Below are 13,699 nucleotides of genomic sequence, written 5' to 3' on the forward strand. Positions count from 1 at the left end.
CGGTTAAGCCAGTTCTTCCTGCAGCACTTCGGTTGCCAGCCCTTTGCGATTCACGATCCGAATGGCAAACGCGTCGTACCCGTCCCGCTGGACTTGCTCGAATTCCACTTTTTCGCCTGTGATCAGTTCGAACCTTCCGTCCTCATCGACCTCTTCCCCGAACTCTTCATCCCATGGGACGTTGTAAAAGGCAGACAAATGCACTTCAAACACATCTTCTCCTTCAATGTCCAAATACGGACGAAGCGGGCGATTGGCAATATCCTCCTCGGGATATGTCTCGCATACCATCGCATCGTACCCATGCTTGGCCGAATCGATCAACAGAAAGCGTTCTCCGGTTACGGTATGCTCTGCATAGACGATCGAAGGCGTCATTCCATCCCAAGTGATCACTTCATCATCCAGCAAGTCCCCATAATAAAAAAGATGGAACTTGTCATGACCGTCTGCCGTCTGCAGTTTGCCGCGCCACTCCACCTCATGTTGATTTTCATCGGACACCGCCGTGACCAAACCTTCCAAATAGGAAGGTCCTTTATGTACGCCTGTATTGTTCATTGTTTATTCTCCTCCATTGGCTTCATGTGGATCGTTACGATCTTCTGTTCTTCATCGACTTCCAGATTTACGTTTATCCCCAGTTTATCGCGGAACAGGGCGGTGATGTTGAGATAGGGATCACGCGCAGGTTCGCTGCCTCCGTTATGGGTACGGGTCATTCCTTGGTGGATGATGGACTTGACGAGATCGCCGTCTCCTTTTCCCGTTTGCCGATACATATAGATCGGCCTATTGTCCCGATCGTAAAAATTCAACACCGTATCATAGTCATTGGCATTTTTGTATTGATTTTCAGAACGGACATAGTCCGTTTGAGAGCTCTCATAATCCACCCTTCCCGCAAGGTAAGGATTGTCTCCTCCCGTCTCAATGGCATATTCTCCATAAGCCAGTTGGAACAAATATTGAATATGACTCATATCCACCCTGTAGTACAGCTGCCGGTCAGGACCTTGTTTGTCCATGGCGGCAAACCCGTTCACCAACGGCAGAGCATTATACGATTCGCCGTCAACGTCTACTGCCAGGGCATAATCTGATAACACTTTTTCTTTTTGAAAAATACCGTATGTCTGAGCAATGAAATAGGCCGGTATAAGCAAAACAATGAATACCACCAATACAATGAACCATTTTGCGCCTTTTCTCATATGTCTGCCCTCCCCCAAAAAAGGTGCCTGATGGCCCTCTTATCCTGTCTTGTATTGGAGTCTGGTCAATGTGCGAACGACGGCTGAACGGTTTTTGGCCTGTTTCATGTACGCCGGAATGGTATGCGATGCCGTCTTGAGCGGAACGTTTGCCCGTCTCACACGGAGATCGGCGGAGATATACGAAATCAAATAATTCAGATGGGCACGGTTCAGAGCCCAGACCAGCTTGCCCCTGACGTTATCCAGAAAATAAAGTTCCATGCCGAACACCGGATCTCGCCCGTCCCGGGTATCCGGGTAATAACTTCTGCATGCCGGTTTGCGCTGCAACTCGCATTGGTTGGTCGCCCCGCAATGCGGGCAATCGATATGAGCTGATTTGTGACGAGTGCGTTTCTCATCCGTTAACTGCACATTAAACCATCGTTCGCACTGTACGCAGTTGCTCTTGGCACGATATTCGTGCAGCGGCTTTTCATTTGCGCCTGCGTAACATTGGTTGCATCTCCATGTGAATTGTCCGTTCTTCTCCACGATTTGAGCATGGCCCCTGCACATTGGGCATCTAACGTCAACCGGCTCCCCTCGGCGAAGAACGGAATAGAAGCTGTATTTGTAGGCTCCTTCATCCTCGAAACGTTTCATGTCGGACTCAGTCCCCCTTTCTATAGAAACCGCCTTAATCAATCACAATAAGCCACTCCGAGCGGAGTACCCTCTTACGATCGCTGTTATCCACCAATTTTTTCGAATCCCTTGTTCAAAGGGGAAAATACGGACCACCACTTCAAATTATAAGTAAGCCAATCATTCAGCACAAGAAACGAAGGTCTTTGTTTCCGATCCGCGACCAACGTCCTAGGTCCACAAAAGTTCTGCGCGATGGGGAAGTGTGTCTCACGTCACACCCGAATTTCTCATTGTATCGTATTTTATATAGAACAAAACATCTTTCATGTACGTTCAAAGAAGCCAGACTATACTTGATGCAGCCTTTTCGCTGCTTGATTTGTGAAAACGATCACTTAAATAAGGTTGTGTTCCTATGCTCACTTGGTTGAATTGGTTCAAGCTTTCCTTGATCTTTACCGTGTTTACAGCTGCCCTCTCCCATTGCAGTTCCGCCGAAACTGTCGATGTGGAGCCTAAGAACGATTCGGCTTCCGTATCCGTCAGCCAGCCGCCGGTAGACCCGGTCATCCGCAGGGACGGCAATAACGTATATATCGAAATGACCGCCCAAGTTACCGACCTCGAAATTTCCGAAGGCACGATTTACAATGCATGGACGTTTAACGGAACCGCTCCCGGGCCGGTTCTTCGCGTAACGGAAGGCGATACCCTTATTTTCACGCTGAAGAACCTGGATGAAAGTATGCCGCACTCCATGGATTTCCATGCCGTGCATGCTTCGCCCAGCAGCAAATTTATCGATGTTATGCCCGGTGAGCAAGGTACGTTTACATATCCAACGTCTTCCCCTGGCGTGTTCATGTACCATTGCGGCACCAAACCTGTGCTGGCCCACATCGCCAACGGCATGTACGGCATGATTATCGTTGAACCCAAGAACGGTTATCCTTCCGAGAACTTGATCGATCGTGAATTTACGCTCGTTCAGAGCGAATGGTACAAGGAACACGATTATGAATCGTTCCTGAACGACCAACCGGATTACGTCGTATTTAATGGCAATGATTACGGTTTGACCAATTCGCCACTTCTCGCCAAGGTAGGGGACAACGTTCGCATTTACATTAGCAATGCCGGCCCCAATGAAGTATCCTCATTTCATATCGTGGGCACGATCATGGATCGGGTCTACATCGATGGCAATCCAAAGAATATCCAGTACGGCATGCAGACCGTCATGCTTCCTGCGAGCGGCGGCGCCGTAGTGGAGTTTACCGTCACGGAAGAAGGCGATTATCCGATCGTTACGCATCAGTTCAACCATGCTTCCAAAGGAGCCTCCGCCGTGCTTCGCGTGACCAAGGATGGCCTCGATCATGGCGGTCCGCCCATGAAACATTAAGAGACACGTAAAATTAACATTTCGTGTGAGTATCGTCACAGTAGCCCTTCCTTTTACACTATACAGTTAAGACAAGAAGGTTAGGAGGTCATATCATGAATGCGATTGTTAAACTGAATAAGGAACCCCTGATGAGCAAAATGCAGGAATTGTGCACTATACTGCTTCAGGATGAAGGATATCGGGAAATGCGTGCCATGATCGACGAATTCGCCGCGGATGAACAAGCGACAGACCAGTACGAACGGTTTATGGAGATGCATCAGGCCATGGAACAAAAAGAAAGCCTGGACATCGAGCTGCAGGAATCCGAAATCCAGCATTATGAGCAAGCCGAACGCGCGTTGTACGATCATCCGTTAATCCGCCGTTTCCTGTATGCCCAGCGCGAGTTCAGCCAGCTGCATCAAGAAATCAGTCACTATTTCACCAAATCGGTGGAATTGAACCGCCTGCCGGAGAAGAAAGACCTGCCTAAACAAACATGTGGTTGCGGCGGCAGCTGTTCCGGTGGTCACTAATTGATCCGTCCATAATCCAAGAGAGTATCCGCCAGATTCCGATCTGAGCAGATACTCTCTTTTCATTGGCTTGAGTATGGAAGCAGTCAACATGGTGAGAGTCTCAAGCCGAGGTCAGTTGTGATTAAAATCACCCGGTCTGTCAAACGGACGCGTTATGATAAAATGATGGGCATCACAACAGAAGCGCACATGCCACGAACAGGACAGAACCAATGATTTCAATGATGCCGGTCTTCATCGGTCTAAGCGGCTTCCCTGCATACACAAAGGCCCGCACAGCCGGAAAAACATAGGCCAAGGCCATCCATGGATATCCGATCGCCACCGGGATGAGCAGCAGCACGACGTGCAGGATTAGGGTTAGCCTGGTCCACCGCCGATTGGTTCGTTCCCGAAAGACCGATTTCACAAAAAACGTGCTTCCTGTAAAATAGAGAAAGCTGAACAGCATCACGATCGCCATACCGTAATCCCATCCACCTGAACCGATGAGATAGGCGGCAGCGCCGCCAAGCGAAAATACGATCATCGCACAAAGGTCGTTTACCAGGGAACGCTCCCTTTTTTGTCGCACATGCCAGATGTTTACGACCAGCAATCCACATAATACAGGGGCAAACCAAACCAGCTGCGGCTGCCCGATCAGCGGCGGAATCAGGCAGATCAACGCAGCCGTGCCGTAGATGGCAGCCCATTTGTACAACCTGTCCCGACCTGCTTTGCGCTTCAGCGATTGAAGCAGCGGATATGCCGTCAAATAAAAGCCGAGCCAGGCCAAAAATAGCGGAATATGCAGCCATCGCGGGCTGCTGGCAATGACGCCTACCAGAAAGGGCACACTGACCATGGCCCAGCCGCCATGCTCATGCGGAATAACCATTTTCATGTTCGTCACGAAGCAACCAGCCTCCTATTCATTCCATAATATCATCTTACAGAGAGGAAGATTTCGAATATGCGCAGGGAAAACAAAGATACGGCTGCGGAGTTTCTGCAGCAATTCCCCATTTTTCAGGATCTGACTCCCGAAGAATTGAAACAGGTGGAGGACATCGCCATCTCCAGGAAAATGGTCAAAAAAACGGTCATTTTTACCGAAGGCAGCGAAAAGGAAGCCGTGTTTTTCATTCGCACCGGGATCGTCAAAGCCTATAAAACGGACGAAAACGGACACGAGCAGATCGTTTCCTTCCTCAAAACGGGCGACATGTTTCCGCATACCGGCTTCTTCAATGCCCATCCATACCCGGCTACGGCCGAAGCCATTACGCCATCCGAACTGCTCGCCATTCCGGTAAGGCACTTCGAACGCGTAATGTTGAATACGCCGGCCATCGCCATCAAAATCATGCGCGTGCTCGGAGACAAAATCCGCGAGCTTCAGGACAAGCTGCAAGTCATGTCCGGACAAGACGTGCGCAATCGCGTGCTCTCTTTCCTGCTCATGCTGGCCGAACAGCATGGACAGGCCGACGGCAGCAAGATCGTCATCAACCTGCCGATGACCCACCAGGAATTCGCCAATTCAATCGGAACGACGCGCGAAACGGCCAATCGGCTGTTGAACCAATTGTCCAAGGAACAGCTGCTCGATGTGGATCGAAGCCGGATCGTCATTTACGATTTGCCTGCGCTGAAACAGCAGAGGGACACCGTCTGAAGCCTCCGCCGCTTTACGCCACCCACGTTTGCCCTTCCGAAAACGAAGTTATTTCTGTTCCCGGATCGAAGCCCTACGTTTCGATCGTATGAAAAAGACCTTAACATCAGTCGTGGCGTTAAGGTCTTTTGTGTGTCGATGAAGCAGAAGCATGCGATGAAACTACGTTGCCGGGATATCCCGTTTTCCCATGTCGCTGAACATGCCTGCGTAATATTTCACTTCGCCCGCTTCGTTGCGGATCGCGGTGATGCTAAGCCATTCCAGGTAGACCTCCCCGTTTTTCTTCCGGTTCCATATCTCCCCTTGCCAGTACCCTTTCTGCTTCAGCTCCGACCATAATTTTTCGTAAAACTGCCGATCCTGCTTGCCTGATTTCAGCAGGCTCGGCTTCTGCCCGACGGCTTCTTCCGCACTGTAACCCGTCACGGCGGTGAATGCCGGATTCACGGAACGAATGACGCTATGGGTGTCCGTGATCAGAATCGCCTCCACCGTGTTTTCCAGAATGCTGGCCGACAGCTGCAGCTTCTCCTGGTAGAACATCCAGATTACGAGCACCAGGCTCACCAGCGCGATTTGGGACAACGCCATGAAGCCGATGGCATAATGCCCGGTCATGCCGTAAAGCATCGTAAGCATCAGCGGCGGGAAGAAGCCGCCCAGACCACCCATCGCGGAGATGATACCATTGGCCACGCCCGGCTGCTTGACGAAGTAGAGCGGCACCAATTTGAATATCGTGCCGTTGCCCGTCCCGGCGCACAGCGCAACCGTCAGGCAGCCTACGGTGTACATCATGATGGACGGCGCGAAAGACAGCACGATGGCTGCGATCGTTAATCCGCCGAACACAAACATCAGAATTTTAAACGGATTGAACCGGTCTCCCAGCCAGCCGCCGACAGGGCGCATGATGGTGGCAAGCAGGATGAATCCCGCGGTCCGAACGCCTGCGTCCACTTTGTCCATTTGGAAATGGCTGACGAGGAAGTTCGGCAGATACACCGTAAACGCCACAAACGAACCAAATGTCAAGAAATAGAACAGGCACAGCAGCCACAGCTTGTTGTTACGCGATACTGCCTTGAGCTGCTGCATGAGCGGCACATTGACACGCGTTTCCTTTTTGTCGCCGAGCGCAAAGTTGAGGGCGGCCATGACGACCAGCAAAATGCTGTACAGCAGCACCGTTGTCGACCAGCCGAACTTGTCGGCAACAAGCGGCGCACCGAATGCGGACAGAGCCGTTCCCAGGTTGCCGATGCCGTAAATGCCGTTCACGAAGCCGTGACGCTCTTTGGGGTAATATTTCGGGAGCGACGTTACGCCGACAGAGAATACCGCTCCGCCGATGCCGAGAAAAAATCCCCCAATGGCAAGATCCGCAAACGACGTTGCGCGGCTGACCCACCACACGGGAGCCAGCAGCAGAATGAAGCTGATCATGAAAATGTTGCGCGCACCGTACCGGTTCGTCCAATAGCCGATCGGAACCCGTGCGATCGAGCCGATCAAGACCGGAATGGCCGTGGACCATGCCAGCTGGGAAGAAGTCAGCGCAATGTCTTCTTTGATGAACGGCATGAGCGACGACAGGATCACCCATACCATGAACCCTAGAATCAAACTGGCCGTTTGCAAGGGCAATTGCACCTTACCTTTGTTTTGCATTTACATCGCCCTTTCTTTTTTGTGTTCTTGATTCGGGTATACCGCCCCGTCCCGTCTGCGATATACGACGTAACTCCGTTTCAGGTAGCCCAAGGGCATGCTGAACATGTGAACGAGACGGGTGAACGGAAACGCGCAGTACAATACAAACGTCAGCAAAATATGAATTTTAAAGTTCATCGGCACCGTCTGCATAAGCGTCGGGTCCGGTTGGAATATCATCAGGCCGCGCAGCCACGGATTAATCGTGGTCCGGTAATCAAACCCCGTGTGGTTCACCGCATTGGCCGAAGTAGCCAATAGGCCGGAGACGATAACGACGACCAGCGCGATCAACGCAATCCAGTCGCCGGCGCTGCTCGTTGCGCGAACCCTGGGCGACGCATAGCGTCGGATCAGCAGCAGAACCACCCCGGCAAAAGCAATGATTCCGGCAGGCATCCCGCCTGCAATCGCAACGAGGTGGTAGCCCTCGTCACTTAACCCCATCCAGTGGTAAAACTCTACCGGCACCAGCAAACCCGCAATATGACCGCATATAACGGCAAAAATTCCGATATGGAAGAGCAGGCTCCCCCAGCGAAGCATGCGTTTCTCCAGCATTTCGCTCGATTTGGACGTCCAGCCGAATGGATTAGTGACATATCTCCAGATCGTGGCCGTAATGCAGAAAATGACCACCATGTAAGGCAGAGCCCCCCATAAAAATAGCTCCAATGTACTCACCGTTTCACCCCACCTGTCCATAATCCGTTCTGCGAGCCGACGTCGGCGCTTGCCTCCACGGCTGCATCGTTATCCGCCTCGGGAAGCACCCGAAGCAGCAATTCAAGCAGCGGCGCGTATGGCGTCGTTAGCCTGGACAGGCTTTCCGCCATTGCCGTCAGCGCTTTGCGGTACACGGAGATTACGCCAAGCGCCTCTTCCTCGGAAGCTTCAGCCGCAAATTCAAGCACCATCGGCAAATAATCCGGCAATTCGCTGCCTTCCATATAGAAACCTGCAGCCTCGTATCTGCGCTTGAGTTCGATCAACGCAGGCCCACGGTCGCGTTCATCCCCGTACACGGCATAGGTCAAGTACAAGTTCGACTTTTTGTCAAAATCGAATGTGCGCACGTATTCGTCCTGCCAGCGGATCGCATCCGCCTCCTCCGCTTGTCTGGAGAACGCTCCCAGTACCTCCTGGGCCTCGCCATCTGTAAGGGAGCCTGCAGCTTCGCGGAAGCCCTGCAATCCTGCACGCCATTCGGCATCCGGATACTGGAGCAAATACGAGAGGAGCTTACACACCATTCTCGCTGCATCCCAATCATGAACAAGGGTCGTGCCAGCTCCCTCATTGACATCGGTTGTCATCGTTGCTGCCTCCTTTCACATCAAAATACACCGCAGGAACCCGGACCGCCGGCAAAGCTCAATCCGCAGCTGCCCTGCTCGCTGAACAAATCCTCCACTTCCTCACGGTGGGCCGGCGGGATGACGAAGCGGTCGTTGTACTTCGCAATCGCGAGCAGCCGGTACATGTCTTCAACCTCCTGCGCATCCATACCCACGCTGTTCAGCAGGGACGGCTCGCTTGGTTTTCCGGTCTGCTGGTTGCGCATGTGAATGCGCATGACGGCCATTTTGCGCAATACGGCGCGGATGCGGGTCGTATCTCCGGCGGTCAGCAGGTTGGCCAGGTATTCGACCGGAATGCGCATATTGTCGATCGCCGGGAAAATGTCGTTCGCCTCCAGCGAACTGCCCTGGCCTTCGATCCGGTTCGTGATCGGGCTAAGCGGCGGAATGTACCATACCATCGGCAGTGTCCGGTATTCCGGGTGAAGCGGGAGCGCAATGCCCCAATCGACGACCATTTTATAGATCGGCGACTGCTGGGCTGCAGTGATCCAATCCTCCAGAATGCCGGAATTACGTGCTTCCCGAATGACTTCCGGATCGTTCGGATCGAGGAAAATGCCCATCTGCGATTCGTACAGATCCTGTTCGTTATCGGCTGAAGCCGCCGCTTCCACACGATCCGCATCGTACAGCATCAGGCCGATATAACGGATGCGGCCGACGCATGTTTCCGAACAGATCGTCGGCAATCCGGCTTCGATCCGCGGGAAACAGAGCGTGCATTTCTCGGCTTTGTTCGTTTGCCAGTTGAAGTACACCTTTTTGTACGGACAGCTGGAGACGCAGAAACGCCATGCCCGGCAGGCATTCTGATCCACGAGCACGATGCCGTCTTCCTCCCGTTTGTACATCGCGCCCGATGGGCAGGAAGAGACGCAGGCCGGGTTCAGGCAGTGCTCGCAGATGCGGGGCAGGTACATCATGAATACCTGCTCGAAGTCCATTTTGATCGAATCTTCAATGCCTTTCATATTCGGATCTTCCAGCCCGGTAACGTGGGCGCCCGCCAGGTCGTCTTCCCAGTTGGGACCCCATTCGAGCTCCATGTATTTGCCCGTAATCTGGGATTTCGGTCTCGCGACGGGCTGGTGTTTTTTCTCCGGACTGTTCGTCAACTTCTCGTATTCGTAGTTCCACGGCTCGTAATAATCGTCGATGGTCGGCTGGTCGGGATTGTGGAAAATGTTGAGCAGCCGTTTGGCGCGAGCGCCGGACTTCAGCTCCAGCTTGCCGTTTTTCATTTCCCAACCGCCGTTGTAACGTTCCTGATCCTCCCATTGCTTCGGATAACCGATGCCCGGTTTCGTTTCGACGTTATTCCAGTACATGTACTCGGCGCCCGGCCGGTTCGTCCACGTGTTTTTGCACGTTACGCTGCACGTGTGGCAACCGATGCATTTATCCAGGTTCATGACCATGCTGACTTGTGCTTTAATCTTCAAGCCAATCCACCTCCTGCAGTTTTCTGATGATGACGTTCAGGTCACGCTGATTTCCTGTCGGGCCGTAGTAGTTGAATCCATAGCTCAATTGGGCATAACCGCCGATCATGTGCGTCGGTTTCACGTGAATGCGGGTCGGACTGTTGTGCGTGCCTCCGCGCGTTTGCGATATTTTGGTGCCCGGCACGTTGATGTGGCGGTCCTGGGCATGGTACATGAAGGCTACCCCGCGCGGGATGCGGTGCGTGACGACGGCACGCGCCACAACGACCCCGTTGCGGTTGAAGCATTCGATCCAGTCATTATCGGCGAGGCCGGCTTCTGCAGCATCCTCATGGTTCATCCAGATCGTGGGCCCGCCCCGGAACAACGTCAACATCGGTTGGGCATCGTAGTACATGCTGTGAATCGACCACTTGTTATGCGGCGTCATATAGTTGAGCACGATTTCTTTGCCGCCTTCGACCGGACGTTTGCTGTTCGGATGAAACGGCGTATGTTTCAGGATCGGCTTAAAGGTGGCCAGCGTCTCCCCGAACTCGCGCAGCATCGCGTGATCGATGTAAAATTGCTGTCTGCCCGTGAGCGTCCGCCACGGGATGAGTCTCTCCACGTTCGTGGTGAACGGGGAGTAGCGGCGGCCGCCTTTTTCCGAACCGCTGAAGGCGGGCGACGTAATGACCGTCTTCGGTTTCGACGTGATTTCGTCGAACGTGAAGCATTCCTCAGAACGTTCCTCCGCCAAATCCTTCAGGTGCAGCGCCGTTTTCTTCTCCAGCGACTCCCAGGCGCGCACGGCCATTTTGCCGTTCGTGGTGGTGGAGAGCGTCAGAATGGCTTCGGCTACGTTCCGGTCCGTGCTGAGGTCCGGACAGCCTTTGCCGATGCCGTCTTTGCGCTGTTTGCCCAATACGCTCTTGAGTTTCTCGTACTCCTCGGCTGCCGTCCAAGAGATTCCCTTCGTGCCGATCGGTTTGTCTTTTACGTTTGGCCCCAGGCTGATCATTTTGTCGTAGACGGCGGCGTAGTCCCGCTCCACCACATGGATGTGCGGCATCGTGCGTCCGGGAATCGCCTCGCATTCGCCGGCGCTCCAGTCGTGAATCTGCCCGTAAGGCTGGGCCAATTCATCCGGGGAATCGTGCAGGAGCGGCGTCGCTACGATCTCCTGCTGCGGCCCTTCGAACTGCTGTTCCGCCATGCCGGAAAAGACGCGCGCGATTTCCTTGAACGTGTCCCAGTCCGAACGGGATTCCCACTGCGTGGCGACCGCCGGATTGAACGGATGCACGAACGGGTGCATGTCGGTGCTGCTGAGATCGCTTTTTTCGTACCAGGTCGCGGCAGGCAGCACGATATCGGAATACATTGCTGTACCTGCCATGCGGAAGTCCATGTTAACCATCAGATCCAGCTTGCCTTCGGCCGCTTCATCAGCCCACTCGACATGTTCGGGACGCAAACCGTGATCGTCATCGTTAAGCAGGCCGTTCGTTGCGCCGAGCAAATGCTTGAGGAAATATTCATGCCCTTTGCCCGAGCTGGAGATCAGATTGGCCCGCCATACAAACAAAACGCGCGGGAAGTTTGCCGGATCGTCCGGCGCCTCGATGGAAAACTTCAGGTTTTTGTTCTGCAGCTCGGACGCCACATATTTGCCGATCTCTTCCTTCGTCGATGCCCCTGCTTTCAGCGCATCTTGATGCAGGTCGATCGAGTTGCGGTTGAATTGCGGATACGACGGCAACCATCCGAGCCGCGCGGCCATGACGTTGTAGTCCGCCACATGTTGGAATCTCGGATTGCCTTCCAGCGCGGATGTCAATTCGCCGACCGGGGTCTCTTCATAACGCCACTGGTCTGTCGCGAAGTAGAAGAACGACGTCCCGTTCTGCAAACGGGCAGGTCCCGTCCAGTCGCGGGCAAAAGCAATCGTCTGCCAGCCTTCGGCCGGACGCAGCTTCTCCTGTCCGACATAGTGCGCCCAGCCGCCGCCGTTTACGCCTTGGCAGCCCGTCATGAGCAATAAGTTGATGATGGCGCGGTAGATGACGTCCGAGTTGTACCAGTGGTTGATGCCCGCGCCCATGATGATCATGGAGCGGCCTTTCGTGTCTACCGCATTCTGCGCAAATTCGCGGGCGATCTGCACAACCGTATCCCGGTCCACGCCCGTGATGCTCTCCTGCCATGCAGGGGTAAACGGTTGAGGTCCCTCGGCCTTATGAGCCGCTTTTCGTGCCGGCACCGCATCCGCCGAATCGGCGGAACGCGTCATTTCGCGCTCGACGCCGTACTTCGCCAACACGAGGTCGTACACCGACGTAACCATGATCCACCGATCATCGACCCAGATCTGGCGTACGGGAACTTGCCGCTCCATGACATGTCTGCCCTGATCATCGAAGTATGGCAGCTGCAGCGTCATCACGTCGTGGTGAACGCCGAGCATCGACAGGCGCGGATCGATCGGTTCGCCGGTTTCCACCTGCTCCATCTGCAGGTTCCATGTGCCTTCTTCGCCCCAACGGAAGCCCAAGCTTCCTTTCGGAATGGCATATGTCCCGCTGTTCTCGTCATATACCAGCGTTTTCCACGCCATGTTGTTGCCTTCCATGCCCAAATCTTCGGCCAGCAGGAAGCGGCCCGGAACGAATGCGCCGTCTTTTTCCTCAATCATGAGCAAATTCGGGAAATCCGTGTACTGCTTCGCATACTGCATGAAATAATCCGTCGGGCGATCGACGTAAAACTCCTTCAGGATGACATGCCCCATCGCCATCGCGAGCGCGCCGTCCGTGCCCTGTTTCACCGACATCCAGGTGTCCGCGAATTTCACGTATTCGGCATAATCGGGGCTGATCGATACCACTTTGGTCCCGCGATATCTGGCTTCGGCCAGGAAGTGGGCATCCGGCGTGCGCGTCATCGGCAGATTGGAGCCCCATACGAGAATGTATCCCGAGTTATACCAGTCGCTGCTCTCCGGCACGTCCGTCTGGTCTCCCCAGATTTGGGGCGAAGCCGGCGGCAGATCCGCATACCAATCGTAAAAGCTGAGCAGCGGCGAACCGATCAGGGACAGAAAACGCGAACCAGCGGCATAACTGACCATCGACATCGCCGGGATCGGCGAGAACCCGATAATCCGGTCAGGTCCGTACTGCTTGATCGTATGGATCATCGATGCCGCAATGATTTGCGTCGCCTCCTCCCAGGAAGCCCGCACCAGCCCGCCTTTTCCGCGAACCGCCTTGTAGGCTTTCACTTTGGCAGGATCATCCGCGATGCTGGACCATGCTTTGACCGGATCGCCATGCGCCTTGAGCGCTTCTCGCCACAGTTCCAGAAGTTTGCCGCGAACGTAAGGATATTTGACGCGTAATGGACTGTACAAATACCAGGAAAAGCTTGCGCCCCGTGGACAGCCGCGCGGTTCGAATTCGGGCATATCCGGCCCTGTCGACGGATAGTCGGTCGCCTGCGTCTCCCAGGTCACGATGCCGTCCTTAACGTAAATCTGCCAGCTGCAGGAGCCCGTACAGTTGACCCCGTGCGTGGAACGAACCACCTTGTCGTGCTGCCAGCGCCGGCGGTATACGTCCTCCCAGTCCCGGCTGGCCGGGGACATCTCGCTCCAGCCTTCCTCGTTTTTTTCGCGTTTGACAAAATATTTGAGTTTGCCCATCCACGGCATCTTTTTGCTGCTCATCGTTGTCCTCCCACAAATGTGACATTTTG

At 54.0% G+C, this 13,699-nt stretch carries 12 protein-coding genes; 3 read left to right on the forward strand and 9 right to left on the reverse strand.

The window, feature by feature from the left end; translation table 11 throughout:
* Nucleotides 1–3 precede the first annotated feature (3 nt).
* The 3 genes from MKY59_RS18740 to MKY59_RS18750 are packed head-to-tail and all read right to left on the reverse strand — an operon-like array spanning nucleotide 4 to nucleotide 1,862.
* A complete protein-coding gene (locus MKY59_RS18740) occupies nucleotides 4–561 on the reverse strand; it encodes a hypothetical protein (RefSeq protein WP_236411984.1) in 558 nt (185 codons plus the stop codon).
* Nucleotides 558–1,214 carry a hypothetical protein gene (locus tag MKY59_RS18745; protein ID WP_339273081.1) on the reverse strand — a complete coding sequence of 219 codons (657 nt, stop codon included), beginning with the start codon at nucleotides 1,212–1,214 and terminating at the stop codon, nucleotides 558–560. The genes MKY59_RS18740 and MKY59_RS18745 overlap by 4 nt, the downstream gene beginning before the upstream one ends.
* Before the next feature lie 39 nt (nucleotides 1,215–1,253).
* Nucleotides 1,254–1,862, reverse strand: a complete 609-nt coding sequence (locus MKY59_RS18750; protein WP_339273082.1) for a hypothetical protein — start codon at nucleotides 1,860–1,862, stop codon at nucleotides 1,254–1,256.
* 400 nt (nucleotides 1,863–2,262) lie between these two features.
* Between MKY59_RS18750 and MKY59_RS18755 the strand changes: the two genes are divergently transcribed.
* On the forward strand, nucleotides 2,263–3,252 hold the full coding sequence (locus MKY59_RS18755; protein WP_339273083.1) for a multicopper oxidase domain-containing protein: 990 nt from the start codon (nucleotides 2,263–2,265) through the stop codon (nucleotides 3,250–3,252).
* 95 nt (nucleotides 3,253–3,347) lie between these two features.
* Complete coding sequence (locus MKY59_RS18760; protein ID WP_339273085.1) at nucleotides 3,348–3,773, forward strand: YlbF family regulator; 426 nt, start codon at nucleotides 3,348–3,350, stop codon at nucleotides 3,771–3,773.
* 175 nt (nucleotides 3,774–3,948) lie between these two features.
* On the opposite strand, the gene MKY59_RS18765 is transcribed toward MKY59_RS18760, so the two are convergent.
* On the reverse strand, nucleotides 3,949–4,662 hold the full coding sequence (locus MKY59_RS18765; protein WP_339278436.1) for a YwiC-like family protein: 714 nt from the start codon (nucleotides 4,660–4,662) through the stop codon (nucleotides 3,949–3,951).
* 69 nt (nucleotides 4,663–4,731) lie between these two features.
* Here MKY59_RS18765 and MKY59_RS18770 point away from each other — a divergent pair, with 69 nt between their 5' ends.
* Nucleotides 4,732–5,436 (forward strand): Crp/Fnr family transcriptional regulator, encoded by a 705-nt coding sequence (locus MKY59_RS18770; RefSeq protein ID WP_339273087.1) that lies wholly within the window; start codon nucleotides 4,732–4,734, stop codon nucleotides 5,434–5,436.
* 162 nt (nucleotides 5,437–5,598) lie between these two features.
* Here the strand turns inward: MKY59_RS18770 and MKY59_RS18775 are convergent, their stop codons facing one another.
* From MKY59_RS18775 to MKY59_RS18795, 5 genes are read right to left on the reverse strand one after another with little or no spacing between them, the layout of a single operon-like run.
* Complete coding sequence (locus MKY59_RS18775) at nucleotides 5,599–7,110, reverse strand: MFS transporter (RefSeq protein ID WP_339273089.1); 1,512 nt, start codon at nucleotides 7,108–7,110, stop codon at nucleotides 5,599–5,601.
* Nucleotides 7,111–7,836 (reverse strand): respiratory nitrate reductase subunit gamma, encoded by a 726-nt coding sequence (narI, locus tag MKY59_RS18780; protein WP_339273091.1) that lies wholly within the window; start codon nucleotides 7,834–7,836, stop codon nucleotides 7,111–7,113.
* Nucleotides 7,833–8,468, reverse strand: a complete 636-nt coding sequence (gene narJ, locus MKY59_RS18785; RefSeq protein ID WP_339273093.1) for a nitrate reductase molybdenum cofactor assembly chaperone — start codon at nucleotides 8,466–8,468, stop codon at nucleotides 7,833–7,835. The genes narI and narJ overlap by 4 nt, the downstream gene beginning before the upstream one ends.
* A 20-nt stretch (nucleotides 8,469–8,488) precedes the next feature.
* A complete protein-coding gene (narH, locus tag MKY59_RS18790; protein ID WP_339273095.1) occupies nucleotides 8,489–9,958 on the reverse strand; it encodes a nitrate reductase subunit beta in 1,470 nt (489 codons plus the stop codon).
* Complete coding sequence (locus MKY59_RS18795) at nucleotides 9,948–13,670, reverse strand: nitrate reductase subunit alpha (RefSeq protein ID WP_339273097.1); 3,723 nt, start codon at nucleotides 13,668–13,670, stop codon at nucleotides 9,948–9,950. Before MKY59_RS18795 ends, narH begins: the two co-directional genes overlap by 11 nt.
* Between the last annotated feature and the right edge of the window lie 29 nt (nucleotides 13,671–13,699).

It is taken from the genome of Paenibacillus sp. FSL W8-0426 (genome assembly GCF_037969725.1).
Classification (GTDB): domain Bacteria; phylum Bacillota; class Bacilli; order Paenibacillales; family Paenibacillaceae; genus Paenibacillus; species Paenibacillus hubeiensis.